The following is a 15,812-nucleotide window of genomic DNA, read 5'->3' as shown; positions in this document are numbered from 1 at the left end:
TTACAAACTCCGTAAAACTAGGCTAATCCCATTGCTATCGGTTACTTGCCAGCCCCCTTCTAGAGCTTGCACTTTAGCCCCCAAATCTTGGGCGCGCTTGACGATTGCGGCCTCTTCTTGAGGCGAGCTAGCGACAATGCTAAAATGCTTAAGTCCTGCTTGGTCTGGTTCTTGTGGCGCTAGACGGCTACCTGCCCATTGGTTGGCAGCTAACTGGTGGTGATAGGTCCCAGAGGACATCCAAGCCGCTGAAGACATCTGGAATTTAGTCTCCATACCTAAGACTTGGTTCCACCAGACGGCCGCTCGCTTACTATCTTGGACACTGAGGTGAATATGACCAATACGAGAGCCTTCGGGCATTTTATAAGGGCCATCAAGTGGCTTGGCACTATCGTAAACGCCTTGACCGTCCATTTCCAAGGTTACACCCGGTATACGACCGTCAGGCTCAATCTCCCATTGGCCTACCGGTTTATCGCGATAGACTTCAATGCCATTGCCTTCCGGATCCTCTAGGTAAATAGCCTCAGAGTAGCCATGGTCTGAAGCCCCAATCAGTGGCAGGTTTTGCTTGATGGCATGAACAAGGAAAGTCCCCAAGTCCTCCCGGCTTGGTAAGAGATAGGCCACGTGATAGAGGCCATAACGGGCTTGGCTTTCCTGTGGCGTGGCCACTGTTTCTAGGTAGAGTAGAGGCCGGTCACTGCCTTGGACGCCTAAGCCTACACGCTCAGGACTTTCTTCTAGGATAGCCATACCTAAAGCCTGCTGGTAGAAGGCCACCATATAGGACAAATTGATCACATTGAGTGTGACAGATTCTAAATCAAACGTTTCTTGATACATAATCGATTCCTTTCTTTGAGATTGAGAGATAAAGACATCTTTATTATAAGAAGCTTACCCTAGTAAAAACCAGTAGGCACTTTTTATAGACTGACTATCTTTTAGGATAGAATTAAGCCCCTATAAGCTTATGATTTAGCGACGTCCTAGAACTTTCTAGCCTTCTTCACACTTTCTTTACATTCTCAAGGTTTGCCCCGGCCAAAAATTCCTAGCCTAGACCCTGGCTTCATGTTAAAATATGGAGGACTAAGAAAGGAGCCCTGCCATGCATCACGCAGCCTATTTTTACCTAGAAATGCATACCCATGAATTAACTGTCCCTTACACCAACAAAGCCCGCCGCATTCGGGTCCTCCTACCTAAGGATTACCAGAAGAACGAGAACAAGTCCTACCCTGTTCTCTACTTCCATGACGGCCAGAATGTTTTCTACAGCCGCGAGTCTTTCAGTGGCCACTCCTGGAAAATTATTCCAGCCATCAAGAAGAATCCTGACATCCCCCAAATGATTGTGGTTGGGATCGACAATGATAATGAGAACCGCCTCAACGAATACTCGCCATGGCCTTTCACTAATACACCCATTCCTGAAGGCATGCGCCTTGGGGGCAAAGGCCTTAATTATGCCGACTTCGTCATGAATGTGGTCAAACCCTTCATCGATAGCCACTACCGGACCAAGCCTGACAAACGCCACACAGCCATGGCCGGCTCTTCCTTGGGTGGTAATATCACCCAATTTATGGGCTTGGAATATGCGGACCAAATTGGTAACCTAGGGGTCTTCTCTAGTGCCTCCTGGTTAACCGTGGAAGCCTTCAACCGTTACATTAGCCGTCAAAAGCTAGATCCTAGCCAACGCATCTTTATCCAAGTGGGGACCCAGGAAGGGGACGACACCGACCGCGACCTGACCCATGGTAACATGAAGCAAATTTACATCAACGCCTCCCTCAGCTACTATCAACAATTACTGGCTGGCGGCATGCCACAGGACCGACTCCAACTGATTATTGCGGCTGATGCCACCCACAGTGAAGAGGCCTGGGCAACTTATTTACCCGATTGCCTACGTTTTCTAAGCGAAGAATGGTAGGCTAAAGGCCTCTGACCCTAGCAGAAAGGATGGATTCCCTATGAACTATATTGTTATTTCTCCCTACTACCCTGCTAACTTCCAACCCTTTTCCTATAAGTTACGTCAACATGGCGTCAATGTCCTAGGGATTGGCCAGGAACCTTACGACCAACTCAACCATGAGCTCAAAGCGACCCTGACTGAATATTTCCGGGTGGATAATCTGGAAGACCTGGACCAAGTTACTCGTGCGGCCGCCTTCTTCTTCCACAAGTATGGACCCATCGACCGTATTGAGTCCCACAATGAATACTGGCTAGAATTGGATGCCGGCTTGCGCCAGCAGTTCAATATCTTTGGCGTCAAACCCCAAGACTTAACCAAAACTAAGTACAAGTCCGTCATGAAGGAATACTTCCGCAAGGCTGGCGTACCGGTCGTGGACGGCCGCGTGGTTAGCCAGACTTCAGAAATCGATGCCGCCGTCCAAGCCTTAGGCCTGCCACTAATCGCTAAACCTGACAATGGCGTGGGGGCTGCCGCTACCTACAAGCTCATGACGCCAGAAGATGTGGCCCAATTCAAGGCCACTTGGGGTGAGTCCACTCCTTACTTCCTGGAGCAGTTTGTCTCCTATCCAACGGTAACGACTTTTGATGGTCTGATTGATGCCGAGGGCAATATTGTCTTCGAAACCGGTCTGACCTACTACTATCCGCCATTGGAATTAGTCCTGGATCGTAAGGACAACGCCTTCTATATTGAGAAGGAACTCCATCCTAAGTTGCGTGAATATGGCCATGCTATCATCAAGTCCTTCGGCATGAAGGAGCGCTTCTTCCATATCGAATTCTTCCGCACGCCGGACGATGACTTTATCGCCATTGAATACAACAACCGCCCAGCCGGTGGCTTCTGTGTCGACATCTACAACTATGCCCACGATATTGACCTCTACGATTATTGGGCTAAGCTAGTGACAGGCCAAGAGCTGCCTAAGCAGACCGCCCATGGTCGCTACTGTCTGGCTGTTGCCCGTCGCGATGAGCATAGCTATGTGGCCAGCCACCAAGACATCCTGGACCGATTTGCTGACCAAATCAAGATGACTGCCCGCATTCCGCAGGCTTTCGCTGATTTACTTGGGGACAGTCTCTATGTCATGACGACCCCTTCCCGTCAAGTTGTTGATGATATGGTCCGTTTTGTCGGCCAACGCGTCTAAGCATCTCAAAAACATGGGGGCTCCTGCCCCCTTTTTCTTCACTAGAAAGGATTCCTCAACATGTACATTCACCAAGCCATTCTCCACATCCTGGATAAGGATGCTGGTAATCTCTTCCTGTCCCAGGAAGCCATGGACTTGTCCTCGCCCCTGATTCGGACCTACCTGGATAAGCTCCTGACCAAGGTCCAAAAGGCAGAACCCAAACGCGCCAAGCTTGAAGCTGACAGCGCCCTCTGGGCCAATCTCAAGGATGACCAAACTAGCCTGATTGACAAGTCTACTAGTCTGGCCGATAAGCTCTTCGATTTGATTGGGCCGGCGGAAGAAATCGCCGCTGCTGACTACCTCTTCTTCGAGGCTAGCGACGACCATGAACAGCGCTATTTCGGCCTGATACGCCTGGACTACTCTAGTCAGGTAACCCACTTTCTCTCGGCCGAATCCCAATTAGTCAATCAGTTGGTCATGCACCACGCTATTCTCCCTAGCCCCACCCAGACGCCATCGGAATTCTTCTTGTTGAACTTGGCCACTGGTGACTATCAAATTTTAGAGAAGCAATATGTCATCGAAGGCAAACGTTGCCTCTACCTATCCGAACGCATTTTGGAAATCGCCCCACCTCAAGCCGCGCCTCAACAAATCAAGCAAATCAAAAAAGCGGTCGCCGACACGGCCAAGCAATTTGACCAAGAACCTTATCAAGCCCTGGCGACTACTCAAAAGGTTATTCTGCAACAGTTAGAAGATGACCATGTCATTAATGCAGAAGAAATTACCCGCCAGGTCTTCAAGGACAATCTAGGCGCCCAGGACGCGGCGCGTGAGGCCTTAGTCAAACGAGAAGTCCCAACCAAGATTGCAGTCAACAACGTGCCCAAGTATGAGAAGAAGTACGCCAAGCAGAAATTCAAGCTGGCTAATGGCATCGAGCTCATGGTGCCAACTGAACTCTACGATGACCCTGAAGTCATTGAGTTCATTAACAACCCAGACGGCTCCATTTCCGTTATGATTAAGAATGTCGACACCATTGTCAATGCCTTTAATGGCTAAAAGAAAAGCCCTCCGGCTCATGGCGCTAAGTCCATGAGCCGGAGGGCTTTTTTATTATCTTGAGATTACCAAATCGTCACCCGGTCTCCTGGCGCCAAATACATGGCATCTCCGGGCTCAATCCCGAAGGTTTCATAGAAGGCTGCCAAGTTCTTAGGTGCCATATTGGCCCGTAACTCACCTGGCGAGTGAACGTCAATGTTGAGGAGCAGGTTAACATACTCTGGTCGAGCTTTACGGCACCAGACGCGGGCCCAGTTGAAGAAGAAGTCTTCCAAGTCAGCATCCGGCAGCGCTTGAGCTGCTTCTAGGGCGCAGCTTAGGCCACCCGCATCCGCAATATTTTCAGACACAGTCAAGGTCCCATTAATCTTGCCGTCGCCAAATGGAATCCCATCCCAGAGTTTAATCATCTTATCGGCCAGGCTGTTGAAATGAGCCAAGTCCTCTTCCGTCCACCAGTTAGACAAGCTACCGGTCTCATCAAACTTGGCGCCATTATTGTCAAAGGCATGGGAGATTTCATGGGCAATCACGGCTCCAATCCCCCCATAGTTGGCGCTGGCTGATTGTTGCAGGCTATAGAATGGTGCCTGCAGAATAGCCGCTGGGAAGCAGATTAAGTTATTGAATGGATCATAGTAGGCATTGACCGTGTTGGCACTAAGGTTCCAGAGATCACGGTCCACTGGCTTGTTCCACTTGCTGAGGTTATAGCGAGTTGCTACTTGGGTGAAGTAGATAGAAGCCTGGAAGAAGTTGCGGTCGCCGACAACTAACTCCTCATAGACTGGCGGAATCTTGTCAGGATAGCCCACTAAGAGATCCATTTTCTGTAGCTTGAGGATGGCCTTTTCGCGAGTGGCAGGGCTAAGCCATTCCTTGGTTTCTAGGCGTTTTTGGTAGATGGCAATCATGTTCTTGACCATTTGGGTCACGTCTTCCTTGGCTTCGGGGCCAAAGTAACGTTGGGCATAGAAGTCACCTAAGACTTGGTCGAAGGCTTGATTGACATGGCTGTAGGCCAATTTTTCAAAAGGCCTCATGGCTGGATTGCCGGTCAAGGCCTGGGTCATACGATGGCTGATAGCCCGCGCCTCTTCAGACAGATAGCTAGTTGAGCCAGTAACCAGACGCAAGGTCAACCAAGCCTTTAGTTGGTCTAAATCAGCTTGATCTACTAGTTCCTTGAAGGCTTCGAAGAATTTAGGTTCGACCACGTTTAGGGTCTCAGGCAAGCCACCTAAGACGGACTCCAAGACTGCCTTGAAGTCGATTTGGTCGGAGTAAGCCGCCACTTGATCCAACTTGCGAGGGTTGTGGAAGACCACATATTCTGCCGCTTCTTCCTTAGACAAGGTATAAGGGGCTAGACGGGCATCAAAGGCCATGCCGGCTGTCACCAATTCCACGGCTTCCTTAACATCCAAGCCTAATAAAGCCAGTAAGTCTAAGGCCACTTGGCGGTAGACTGCCAATAATTGCTGACCTTGCGCATGGTCGGACTCATAGTAGGTCCGGTCAGGTAGAATCAAACCTGGACGATCTAAATACACCACATAGCGGTTGGAATCCGCCATATCTTGGACCACGCTGAGGCCGAAGGGACCTGGTAGGCCTTCTAAAATACCAGTCTTGGCCCACTCAGTCAGGTCAGCTACTGAGGTCAGTGCTTGGATGCGCTCCATGTAAGGACGCAAGGGACTCATACCCAGAGCAGCGCGGCCCTCCTTATCCAAGGCTAACTGATAGTAAGCCACCATTTCCTTTTGCATCTTGGTCAGTGACTCAGGCTGATCAATCAAGTCGGCCAAATCCTTCATCAGGTCGGCTTCTACCTTGTCGACCAAATCCGAAAAGCCACCCGTTGTGGGCTTATCATCCGGAATTACAGCAGTCTCTAACCAGGCCCCATTGACTGCCTGGAAGAGGTCTGTCTTAATTAGATCACGTTCTACTTTATGTGTCATAGCACTTCCCCTTTTCTTATTTTCTTAGCTCTATTATAGTCTTTTTGTCTTGGCAGGACCACTCAAACGATTAAAGCATAAAAAAATGGACTAGGTCAGCTGACCTAGTCCTTCATTCTTAGAAACTACTATAAATGTAAGGCTGCACGCCTCCAGTATCCTTAGCCAATCCGTAGATGACGAGGATCATAATCAATACATAGAAAATCGCAATCCACAAGATGAGTTGGAGAATTTTGGAGGATTTAATCTTGCTTACCATATTCATAAATATCTTTTTCAAGGCGAGTCCATCCTTTCCATCCTAAGTGCAACATATCCTGCATGACATAAGGCTCGTAATCATCATCCTGGTAGTCATAGTACTTGATACCGCGTTGATCTAGCACTTGCTTGATTGCCTCATAGATAGCCCGGCGGTCTTCCTTAGGGAAGCCGGTGTAGTCATACCACTTACCATTAACGGGCAGGAGGACGACACGGACATCCACGCCCAAGTCTTGGGCGATGTCGAGGAATATGTTCAAGTCTTTCATTTCTGGTGAATCGGTGACGTATTTTCCTACATCACTGTTCTTAAACTTCTCTAAATCTTGGCCAATTTCATTGGTGTAATAATGATTTTCAACCTGAAATTCATTATTGTTGGTCTTGTCTGCTGCCCCTTCTTGCTGGGCAATGGTCTTATAACGTTGATCCCAATCATAGTCCGGTGTCTTATCACCTGCCATTGGCAGAGGATCCTTGTCAGCTAGAGCATAACGAATCTTGTTCTTGAAAACATCTAGCTGGTAATGGGCCCGCGCCCATTGGTTCTCTAGCCAATTATCTGGCTCGTCTAGCAGGGCCTTCTTATAGCGAGCCAAGGCATCGTGCACTTGGGGATGCTGAGTCGAGGCTTCTAGCAGACGATCAATAAAGGCACGTTTGTGTTCTTCCGTCACCTTAGGATTACTTAAGGTATTATAAACATGCTCAAAAGACAGACGATAGAGTAAAGCGTTAGCTGGTACTCCTTCTTTGGTAAACCATTGCAGGGATTCTAATAAGACCGCTTTTTGTTGAGGTAAATTATCCCCCACAGAACCCAAGATGGAAGCCAAGGTTAGGTTACGATAATTCCCGCGGCCAATTTCCATCAGGTGGAAGTCCTTGTAGTTGAAAACCACGCTAGGGTCGAAGTTTTCCTTAAAGGTTTGGACCAACTCCGAGGAGCCGAAGACTGTTAAGGTCTGGGCGTCCATATTCTGAGTCAAAATATCCTTACTCTGGTTCTTCTCCACTTGTCGGCCGTAGCGAATACTGTTATCTGGCACCTGATAAGCCCCGGACAGGGAAGCATTAAGGCCAATCATGCTGACAAGAGCTAAGCAAATGGCATAGACTAAGGCCTTCATTTTAATCATAGAGCAGCCACTCGCTTCTTAACATAGGCGATGACTCGACGTGGCGTATCAATCTCTTCATAGGTGACCTCCGTTGGTGCTGTCGCAAAACCGAAGACCTCTTCCATTTTCACTAGCATCTCAACGAAACCCAAGGAATCCAAGAGCCCTTCGTCACGGAGATTGATATCCAAATCCTCACGCACCACTTCATCTTCACACAATTCTTCTAAAAGGCTTAATACTTGTTCTTCCATACTCTCACTCCTAACCTTGTCCAAATCCTAGCCACTTCCCTACGACTTCTGGAAATTTATTGGAGAAGATGAACATCCCCAAGACAACCAATTGCAAAGTCACTGCCCAGCTTACCAGCTTGTAAAGGGAGTGGTTTTTGTATTTCTTATAAAATTTTGATTTCTTCTGATAGGCTTCAAAGCCAGCCATTAAAACCCCGTGGTAACAACCATAGAGGATGTAATGGAAGGAGAAGCCATGCCAAAAGCCCATGAAGAGCATATTGGCCATATAGGCTGCCATGGCCCGATTGAGCCGAGTCTTGAATCGCTTATGACGAATAAAATTCATCATGACGCGAGAGAAGACGAAGTCCCGCAGCCATTGGGATAAGCTAATGTGCCAACGATTCCAGAAATCTTTGATATCGATGGCCAAAAAAGGTTGCTTAAAGTTCATTGGGGTCTCAATCCCTAAGAGGTTACTGAGACCTACTGCCATGAGACTATATCCAGCGAAGTCAAAGAATAAATAGAAGGTATAGCCGTAGGCGTATTTAATCAAATAGTAAAAATAATTGCCAACCTGCAAAGCCGACAGCCACTTGAAAATGACGGCAGCAATGACAAATTTGTAGACAGCCCCAAGTAGCAGGCGATAACTACCTAGGCCCAGCAGTTCCCAATAGTCTTTCCAGTCCAGAATTTTCTCCGTATCCGCCACAAAGCGCTTGGAGCGATCAATAGGTCCGGCACTGACAACTGGGAAGAAGAGCAGGAAGCTCAGGTAATCAACCAAGGACATTTCCTTAATGAGGCCGTCCTGGGTCTCTAGCAGAATCTGCACCACCTTAAATGATAGGTAGGAGATGCCGATAAAACCAAAACTGTAGAGGGGCCAAATTTCATGTAACTTAGCCAGAACCAGAGGCAAAAAGGACAGGTAGACTGGCCACTTGATCTTAGGGTGGCGAAATTGATATTGAATCAAGCCATACTGAAAGACCAAGAAGCCGAGCGAGACTGCCAAATGTTGGAGATCTGCGCCGAAGACACCCGCATAGATAATCAAGGAGCCTAGGGCCAGCCAATATTTGATTGGCCACTGACGCCAACGAATTACCAGTCCGCCTAGGCAGAAAATCGCTGCTATCAGAGCAAACTTTTCATCACCAAAGTAGGTCATAAGAGCCCTCCTAAGGCCTTCCGGTCGACCTTGCCATTTTGGTTAAGGGGTAGGCTATCCAGAAAGACGATTTTCTTAGGAATCATGTAGTCTGGCAAGGTCTGTTTCAAATGCGCCTTGAGTTCACGCACCGTTTGGAAACGTTGCTGGATGACCTGGTCATAGACCACAAAGCTGACTAAACTTCTAACCGTATCGCCTTCGTACTTAGGTAGGGTGATGGCTTGGCTGACCAGAGGATGCTTGATTAGGTTGGCATCAATGTCCTCCAGTTCAATCCGGTAGCCATGCCACTTAATCTGGAAGTCAATCCGTCCATTACAGAAGAGCAAGTCATCTTCAAAGTAACCCACGTCCCCTGTCTTATAGGCGGGTTGGCCACCAACTTGGCCAAATTTTTGGGCCGTTAATTCCGGTTGCCCATAATAACCTTGAGCGACCGTATCACCAATGATTTGAATTTCACCCTGGCCTTCTTCTGCCTCTTCTAGGGGCAGCAACTTGACCTGACTGCCAGGACGGACACGCCCAACCGGTAAATTGTCGGGATAAGAATCAATCAGGGCTTGGTCGATATCCACCCAGGTCATCATCACTGTCGATTCAGTTGGCCCATAGGAATTATAGACCTTAGCCTGTGGGAAACGATCCAAGAGGGCCTGAGCCGTACGGGCCTGAAGTTTCTCACCGCAGAAGGCGAAACGTCTGACTTGGGGCAGCAGTTCTTGATTGAATTGCGGATCGGCCAAACAAGTATCAACAAAGGACGGCGTGGACACCCAAGTGGAAATGCCCGACTGCTTGAGGCAGTCGAATAAGGCCCCATAATTGCTTAACAAGTCCTTGTCCAATTGGTATAAGGTGGCACCCATGCAGAGGGCAGGATAGACACTCATGACCGACAGGTCGAAAGAATAAGGAGGCTGCCCAATGAATACAGGAGTCTCTCCTGGCTGGGCTGGAATCAGTGGCAGGTACCAAGTCAAGAAATTGTCCAGGTTCTCGGCTGAGACACAGACTCCTTTAGGTTGGCCAGTCGAGCCAGAAGTATAGATAATGTAGGCTGTCTCAAAGCCCTGGACAGCTTGCTCTTCTGCTGGCGCATCATAGCCACCTGCTTGCACGATAGCTTGAGCTTGGGCTAAGTTAAGCTGCCGGCAATCTTGGGGCAGGTCTTCGGTCGTAAGAACCAAAGGCGGCGCCAACTTCTCAATAATCGTGGCCACCCGGTCCAACGGCATGGACAAATCAATGGGACAGTAGGCATGACCTGACTTGAGGCAAGCCAAGAAATAAACCAACATGTAGGGATGCTTATGTCCGTAGACTACTAAGGGTGAACGGTCCTGGCCCAAGGTTTCATGCAACCAGCCTGCTAATTGGTCAACGGCTAGCCACATATCCCGATAGGTGAGTGTTTGGGCATCCTGATTCAAACGATTCAATTGGCAAGCCAGGACCTGTGAGTTACGATGGGCTTGGATTGCTTGCATAAATTTCAACATACTCACTCACTCCAAACATTTCCTTGTTCCCTATTAGAACAAGTGATTACTTTTCTACAATTCATAGTTTACACCACGTATATGAAAAAGATATGAAGAACGTCACCACATTTTGCGAAGATGTGATTTAAATATAAAAGAAGCTACTCAGCAGTAGCTCCATCTAATGCTGTTGGCGGGGCTGGGTACTTGATGGCATTCTTACGCAGTTTATCCGCAATAATGTCGTCAATATCCAGGCCTAAATTATCTGCCAGCATATAAGTATAGATTAAAACATCTGCTACTTCTTCTTTAATATGTTCTAAGTCTTGACTATTAGCTTCCTCAGGCGTTCGCCATTGATAGATTTCCATCAATTCGGCCGCTTCGATCGCAATCGATATAGCCAAGTCCTTCTCATTATGATAAGGTCGCCAATGACGTTCATCGCGGAAACGATTGATGGCCGCCATGGTTTCTGAACTTTGTTGATTCATTCTCATCACCTAGTCTTGGTCTTGCTCTAGTTGGGCCATGAGCCATTCCGCCCATTGCTGATTGATGAAGAAGCCGCCTCCGTAGCGGGCTAGCTCCTGGGCAAAACTATCCTTGGTTAGGTCATACTGGCCTTGGTCAAAGGCTACCGTCGCGACCAATTCTCGGTCATCCCCCAGCAGAAATTGGGCTTTGCCTTCCTTGGCCACTTGATAAAGAATATGCTTAATAGGCTGGTCTGGCATTTGTTGGTGGAAACCAGCAAAGACCAAGTATTTTTGTAACTCTACAATGCGGTCATCTAGTCCCGCCTCATGAATTTGAATCTTCTCCCAGAGATTAGGCAAGCCGTGTACAATCCGGATAGTGGTGACAGCCATCTGCTCAGGGGTGAAGGTGTCCTTCAATACTTGCACATCTTCTTCAAAAAAACTAGGATCTGGTTCGTAGAAGAGGACAAGGCCCTTTTGTAAATCTTGATAGAGGAAGCCGTAATCCGCCATGCCCTCATAGCCACACTCAGGACATTTTACTTTGAAAAATTCCCCAGACAGAATGGCTTCACGTTCCGGTGACTGGTCAGTGACATCGATTGTTTCATAGACCTTGACGTCGATTGGTGCCTGACATTGGTGGCAAGCCACTTGCTTCACATCATATTGAGACATTAGGGCACTTCCTTTTAATTTTCTTGACCCTATTATACCATATTAGGATGGACTTGGCTCGTTAAAAGAAAGCCACACACCCCGTAAAAGCGCTATCTTTATTAGATTGTTCGCTATCATTTTAAGTAAACAAGCCATCCAAAAGATAATCAAAAAAATGACCGACTGATTAAGTATTTTTTGCCAGATAGCCCCCTCCTAAACTCCTTCATTTCTCACTTCTTGCATTTTGGCCCCCCTCTCTTACCACTTAAGCCCCAATTTTGACCACTTAGCTTTTTTATCAAGGCAAGGGCCAAACATCATGGTAAGATAAGTCTGTAGTAAAGGAGGACACCCCCATGTTAATTCAAACCCAAAACTTAACCAAACGCTACGGCGACAAAACTGTTGTGCAGCAACTCAACCTATCCATCCCTCAAGGCCAATTAGTAGCCCTCTTAGGTCCCAATGGTGCCGGTAAATCCACCACTATTAAGATGCTAACAGGCCTCTTGTCCCCAAGCGAGGGTTCTATTATCTTCCAAGGTCAGCAACTCTCCCGCTCAGACTATCAACGCCAACTAGGCGTGGTCTTTCAAGACAGCATTTTAGACCAAGATCTAACCGTTGGCCAAAACCTCTTAAGTCGGGCCAAATGCTACCGTAATTTTGAGGCCAGCCAGCTGGACTTCCTAATCCAAGTCTTTGAACTCGAGTCAATCTTGAAGCAAAGCTATGGCACCTTATCTGGTGGCCAACGCCGTCGTGTCGACATCGCTCGGGCACTGGTCCACCAGCCTAAATTCCTAATTCTGGATGAGCCCTCAACTGGCTTAGATATTCAGACACGGAATGTCATCTGGGATGCCCTCTTGCGCCTGCGCCAAGAACAAGGCCTGACCATCCTCTTAACCACCCATTACTTAGAAGAAGTAGAAAATGCCGACTATGTCTACATTATTGACCATGGTCACTTGATTGCAGCCGACACGGTTAGCCAGCTCAAGGCTCAATATGCCTATGACACCTTAAGCTTAGACCTTGAAGATCCACAAGCCTTGGCCCAAGAACTTGCCCCCGACTACCAAGTCCGCCTAGATGGTCCGCTCTTGAAGGTTGACCTCAAGCCTGAACAATCCGTCTGGCCCCTCTTAGATCGTTACCGCCCACTCATTAAGCACTTTGAATACCATCACGGTAGTGTCGATGACCTCTTTATTAATTTAACCGGAAGGGAGATCCGCTAATATGTTACACTTCACACTTCGTTGCCTACGCCTCTACTTCATCCAAAAGAGTCGTGTCTTCTTCTCACTCTTAGGTGCCCTCATCACCTTCCTTCTCTACCTAGCCTTCCTCAAGGACAACATGGCCTCTTCATGGCCACAATTGCCTGGCGTTAATACCTTCTTGGATTACTGGCTCTTAGGGGGAATCTTGGCCATCGTCGGAGCGACCACTAGCGCAGCAGGCCTCAGTCAAATGGTGGCGGACAAAGAAAAAGGCGTCCTAGCCGACTTCCTCTTAACTGATTTAAGCTATAATCAAATGCAATTTGGCTACTTCCTAGCCAGTGCCCTAATCAGTTTGATTATGCAAGTCCTGGCCCTAGGCTTATTATTTGCCTACTATGCTCTCACGGCTAGCATGACCCTATCAGGTCTGCAATTACTTCAACTCTTGGGCGCTATGGTCTTGTCAGCCCTGGTTTGGACTAGCTTCAATGTCTTACTCTTTGGTTTTGTCAGAAGAGTGACCAGTTTCGGCCATGTCATGTTATTACTATCCACTTCCCTTGGCTTCTTCGCTGGCGTCTACCTACCACTGGGAATCCTACCACAAGTAAGTCGTTGGGTCATTCAAGTCACACCTGCCCCTTACTTCTCCTCCCTCTTCCGCCACATTCTCCTAGCACCAACGCAAGAAGCCATGACCCAGCAAGTGCCTGACTTCATGTTACAACAAATCTTGCGCCATACCGGTGTCGGCTTGGATCTAGGTTTCTTAACTAGCGCTAGCCAGGAAGTCCTCATTCTCCTAGGCTTCGGTCTCCTCTTCCTCATTCTTATGCCAATCTTAGGCAAATTCAGTCGCAAACTGGCCTTACATAGTCTATAATAGGGAGGAAGACGCTGTTTTAGGAGGAAGTCCCTGTGAATATACGATTTGAGCCCAATCCCCAACTAGCCCCTGATACGGTTAACGTGACAGTGGAAGCGGCTAAGCTTAACGCTGAGGCCCTGCAGATCCTACAGCTTTTGGAAGAAAAGCAAAATGCCTCTTCGGGCCTTACACGGCTTCCTCTCTTAGTCGATGACAAGACCATCATGGTGGCGAGTCAAGATTTGATTGCCATGGAAGTCTATCAGAATGAGTTGACCGTCTATACTCAAGAGGCTACTTACCTAGTCAAAGGCCAGCTCAATAAGATGCTAGAACGCTTAGACGGGCGAGACTTTGTCCAAGTATCTAAGAGCGCCCTGCTCAATATCAACCATCTGCACACGCTTGAAATGGGATTTTCTGGCAATATGGTGGCCCTCATGACCCACAAAATCAAACTTGGCGTTAGCCGCAAATACCTGCCAGCACTCAAGCAAGTGCTGGGCATGGGAGGGATATAAGATGTTAAAAACACATACCTTAGCCTTCGTCAATGGCCTTCTGATTGGCTCACTCACCTATCTGCTCTGTACCCTGGTCTTCCTTCGGACCAGCGCCATTAGACCTGCCGAAGTCGTCACCGTGCTCATTATGAGTGGTCTCATCGGCCTTGTCACCCTCCACTATCGGGAGTGGGAAGAAGATCATAATCTGACCTTGGCCTTGCTTCTTCATTTCGCTTCTATCCTAATCATTGTCGGTATCACAGCCCTCTACAATGGTTGGATTAGCTTTTCTTGGCAGGAATTGCTGCCTTTTGTTGGTGCTGTTCTAATCATTTACATCTTAGTCTGGCAAGGCATGATTTGGCATCGTCGCTTGGATGTGGCGGCCACCAACCATCTCATTCAAAAACGACGTCAAAAGTCTCACTAGCTAGTAAAATAAGCCCTCCCTAGGAATCCTAAGGAGGGCTTGTTTTTTATTGATAGTAAGCTGAACCATTTTGCAAGATTTTGCGCTGGCAATAATTTTGCAAATTCTCTAGCTGGCGTTGATGCTCATCCGTCCCTAGGCGGTAGCTTCTGCCTTGGAAGGTCAGGACCAAATTCAAGCTCTTGACCCGCGTCTGGCCTGTGCGGCCCACACGATAACGGTGCATCTTGACCTTGACTAAATCAGACCAGGAATGACGATCTTCGCGATCTCCCACACTAATGGCAACTTGGCTACCCAGGTCTCGTATGACAACAGGGCGGCGCCAGATTTTCTCATAGGCCCACTGTACTAGTAGCGAGGACCCTACTAACCAGATGACCAGGGCTAGCAACCAGAGAGCTTCATGGGCTCCTTCTGGCGTCCTTTTCCAGAGCAAATCGAGTAGGGAAAGTAGCCCCCAGCCTAGCAAGGACATAAAGACCAGAATCAGCCCCACAATGGACCAAAAACGCACGCCATAGACATGGCTAACCCGCAAGATCTTGCTGAATTCTAGCTCTTTACTTTCATGATGTGTCTCCATGTCTGACTCGCCGTCCTTTCATCTAGGCTTATTCTACTCTAGTTCAATCTTTCCAGCAAGTGGCTGACTTGCTTCCAAATGTCTATTTGGACTTCTTAGACTTTTTGCGTCTATTTCTTATTTTACTCTGGCAGTACCGTTCTAGGCTTCTCAAGTCTTCTATATGCTCATCCGTTCCTAGGCGATAGGTCCGACCTTTGAAAATCAACACCAGATTTAGACTCATGACGGGAGAGGCATAGTATCTACTTTGCCCTTCAGTCGACACCTTGACCTTGCGCAAGTCGTCCCAAGCATGACACTTCTCTCGATGGCCTACCTTAATGGCAATTTGACTGCCGATATCGCGTATGGTAACCGGTCGGAGCCAGATCTTGTCATAGGACCACCGAACCAGAGGAGCCGCTATAAAGGGCCAGGCAAGAAGCATACATGAGCCTAAGACTGGCTGCCAGCTTCTGGGTGAGAGCTCAAACAAGAAAAGTAGTCCCCAGCCCACTAAGGACATAAAGATTAGCACCAAGACCAGACCGGACAAAAAACGCACCCCTAAAATTTGGCTAA

General features: G+C 48.1%; 16 protein-coding genes. 7 read left to right on the top strand and 9 right to left on the bottom strand.

Features of this window, described 5'->3' with window-relative positions:
- A complete protein-coding gene (locus tag Q0339_RS00080) occupies positions 1-849 on the bottom strand; it encodes a VOC family protein (RefSeq protein WP_298076742.1) in 849 nt (282 codons plus the stop codon).
- Between the two features lie 268 nt (positions 850-1,117).
- Here Q0339_RS00080 and Q0339_RS00075 point away from each other — a divergent pair, with 268 nt between their 5' ends.
- The 3 genes from Q0339_RS00075 to Q0339_RS00065 are packed head-to-tail and all read left to right on the top strand — an operon-like array spanning position 1,118 to position 4,214.
- On the top strand, positions 1,118-1,948 hold the full coding sequence (locus Q0339_RS00075; RefSeq protein WP_298076741.1) for an alpha/beta hydrolase-fold protein: 831 nt from the start codon (positions 1,118-1,120) through the stop codon (positions 1,946-1,948).
- A 40-nt stretch (positions 1,949-1,988) separates the two neighbouring features.
- Positions 1,989-3,155: a carbamoyl phosphate synthase large subunit gene (locus Q0339_RS00070; protein WP_298076740.1), complete on the top strand. Its 1,167-nt coding sequence runs from the start codon at positions 1,989-1,991 to the stop codon at positions 3,153-3,155.
- A gap of 60 nt (positions 3,156-3,215) precedes the next feature.
- Positions 3,216-4,214, top strand: a complete 999-nt coding sequence (locus Q0339_RS00065) for a nucleoid-associated protein (RefSeq protein WP_298076738.1) — start codon at positions 3,216-3,218, stop codon at positions 4,212-4,214.
- Between the two features lie 65 nt (positions 4,215-4,279).
- On the opposite strand, the gene Q0339_RS00060 is transcribed toward Q0339_RS00065, so the two are convergent.
- The 7 genes from Q0339_RS00060 to Q0339_RS00030 form a co-directional block, all read right to left on the bottom strand.
- Positions 4,280-6,184 carry a M13 family metallopeptidase gene (locus Q0339_RS00060; RefSeq protein ID WP_298076737.1) on the bottom strand — a complete coding sequence of 635 codons (1,905 nt, stop codon included), beginning with the start codon at positions 6,182-6,184 and terminating at the stop codon, positions 4,280-4,282.
- Between the two features lie 245 nt (positions 6,185-6,429).
- On the bottom strand, positions 6,430-7,590 hold the full coding sequence (dltD, locus tag Q0339_RS00055) for a D-alanyl-lipoteichoic acid biosynthesis protein DltD (protein ID WP_298076736.1): 1,161 nt from the start codon (positions 7,588-7,590) through the stop codon (positions 6,430-6,432).
- Positions 7,587-7,826, bottom strand: a complete 240-nt coding sequence (gene dltC / locus Q0339_RS00050) for a D-alanine--poly(phosphoribitol) ligase subunit 2 (RefSeq protein ID WP_298076735.1) — start codon at positions 7,824-7,826, stop codon at positions 7,587-7,589. The genes dltD and dltC overlap by 4 nt, the downstream gene beginning before the upstream one ends.
- Positions 7,827-7,836: 10 nt before the next feature.
- On the bottom strand, positions 7,837-8,991 hold the full coding sequence (gene dltB, locus Q0339_RS00045) for a D-alanyl-lipoteichoic acid biosynthesis protein DltB (RefSeq protein WP_268444660.1): 1,155 nt from the start codon (positions 8,989-8,991) through the stop codon (positions 7,837-7,839).
- On the bottom strand, positions 8,988-10,496 hold the full coding sequence (gene dltA, locus Q0339_RS00040) for a D-alanine--poly(phosphoribitol) ligase subunit DltA (RefSeq protein WP_298076732.1): 1,509 nt from the start codon (positions 10,494-10,496) through the stop codon (positions 8,988-8,990). Before dltA ends, dltB begins: the two co-directional genes overlap by 4 nt.
- Before the next feature lie 143 nt (positions 10,497-10,639).
- Positions 10,640-10,975, bottom strand: coding sequence for a nucleotide pyrophosphohydrolase (locus Q0339_RS00035; RefSeq protein ID WP_298076731.1), 336 nt, complete (start codon positions 10,973-10,975; stop codon positions 10,640-10,642).
- Positions 10,976-10,984: 9 nt separating this feature from the next.
- Positions 10,985-11,641 carry a CpXC domain-containing protein gene (locus tag Q0339_RS00030; protein ID WP_298076729.1) on the bottom strand — a complete coding sequence of 219 codons (657 nt, stop codon included), beginning with the start codon at positions 11,639-11,641 and terminating at the stop codon, positions 10,985-10,987.
- Between the two features lie 341 nt (positions 11,642-11,982).
- Between Q0339_RS00030 and Q0339_RS00025 the strand changes: the two genes are divergently transcribed.
- From Q0339_RS00025 to Q0339_RS00010, 4 genes are read left to right on the top strand one after another with little or no spacing between them, the layout of a single operon-like run.
- Entirely contained in the window at positions 11,983-12,870 is an 888-nt protein-coding gene (locus Q0339_RS00025; protein WP_023391582.1) for an ABC transporter ATP-binding protein, read from the top strand.
- Between the two features lies 1 nt (position 12,871).
- Positions 12,872-13,741 carry an ABC transporter permease gene (locus tag Q0339_RS00020; RefSeq protein ID WP_298076727.1) on the top strand — a complete coding sequence of 290 codons (870 nt, stop codon included), beginning with the start codon at positions 12,872-12,874 and terminating at the stop codon, positions 13,739-13,741.
- Between the two features lie 35 nt (positions 13,742-13,776).
- Complete coding sequence (locus tag Q0339_RS00015; RefSeq protein ID WP_298076726.1) at positions 13,777-14,247, top strand: LytTR family DNA-binding domain-containing protein; 471 nt, start codon at positions 13,777-13,779, stop codon at positions 14,245-14,247.
- A 1-nt stretch (position 14,248) separates the two neighbouring features.
- On the top strand, positions 14,249-14,662 hold the full coding sequence (locus Q0339_RS00010; protein ID WP_298076725.1) for a DUF3021 domain-containing protein: 414 nt from the start codon (positions 14,249-14,251) through the stop codon (positions 14,660-14,662).
- Between the two features lie 46 nt (positions 14,663-14,708).
- Here Q0339_RS00010 and Q0339_RS00005 read toward each other — a convergent pair whose 3' ends face one another.
- The gene (locus Q0339_RS00005; protein ID WP_298076724.1) at positions 14,709-15,248 is read right to left on the bottom strand and encodes a hypothetical protein; all 540 of its coding nucleotides are present in this window, start codon (positions 15,246-15,248) and stop codon (positions 14,709-14,711) included.
- Between the last annotated feature and the right edge of the window lie 564 nt (positions 15,249-15,812).

It is taken from the genome of uncultured Abiotrophia sp., assembly GCF_938010525.1.
Lineage (GTDB): Bacteria > Bacillota > Bacilli > Lactobacillales > Aerococcaceae > Abiotrophia.
Note: the sequence above shows the minus strand (reverse complement) of the source record. Positions and strands in the feature narration are given on the sequence as shown.

Coding starts and splice junctions, on each gene's coding strand:
- Q0339_RS00080 (WP_298076742.1), bottom strand. CDS start 849: ATGTATCAAGAAACGTTTGATTTAGAATCTGTCACACTCAATGTGATC.
- Q0339_RS00075 (WP_298076741.1), top strand. CDS start 1,118: ATGCATCACGCAGCCTATTTTTACCTAGAAATGCATACCCATGAATTA.
- Q0339_RS00070 (WP_298076740.1), top strand. CDS start 1,989: ATGAACTATATTGTTATTTCTCCCTACTACCCTGCTAACTTCCAACCC.
- Q0339_RS00065 (WP_298076738.1), top strand. CDS start 3,216: ATGTACATTCACCAAGCCATTCTCCACATCCTGGATAAGGATGCTGGT.
- Q0339_RS00060 (WP_298076737.1), bottom strand. CDS start 6,184: ATGACACATAAAGTAGAACGTGATCTAATTAAGACAGACCTCTTCCAG.
- dltD (WP_298076736.1), bottom strand. CDS start 7,590: ATGATTAAAATGAAGGCCTTAGTCTATGCCATTTGCTTAGCTCTTGTC.
- dltC (WP_298076735.1), bottom strand. CDS start 7,826: ATGGAAGAACAAGTATTAAGCCTTTTAGAAGAATTGTGTGAAGATGAA.
- dltB (WP_268444660.1), bottom strand. CDS start 8,991: ATGACCTACTTTGGTGATGAAAAGTTTGCTCTGATAGCAGCGATTTTC.
- dltA (WP_298076732.1), bottom strand. CDS start 10,496: ATGTTGAAATTTATGCAAGCAATCCAAGCCCATCGTAACTCACAGGTC.
- Q0339_RS00035 (WP_298076731.1), bottom strand. CDS start 10,975: ATGAATCAACAAAGTTCAGAAACCATGGCGGCCATCAATCGTTTCCGC.
- Q0339_RS00030 (WP_298076729.1), bottom strand. CDS start 11,641: ATGTCTCAATATGATGTGAAGCAAGTGGCTTGCCACCAATGTCAGGCA.
- Q0339_RS00025 (WP_023391582.1), top strand. CDS start 11,983: ATGTTAATTCAAACCCAAAACTTAACCAAACGCTACGGCGACAAAACT.
- Q0339_RS00020 (WP_298076727.1), top strand. CDS start 12,872: ATGTTACACTTCACACTTCGTTGCCTACGCCTCTACTTCATCCAAAAG.
- Q0339_RS00010 (WP_298076725.1), top strand. CDS start 14,249: ATGTTAAAAACACATACCTTAGCCTTCGTCAATGGCCTTCTGATTGGC.
- Q0339_RS00005 (WP_298076724.1), bottom strand. CDS start 15,248: ATGGAGACACATCATGAAAGTAAAGAGCTAGAATTCAGCAAGATCTTG.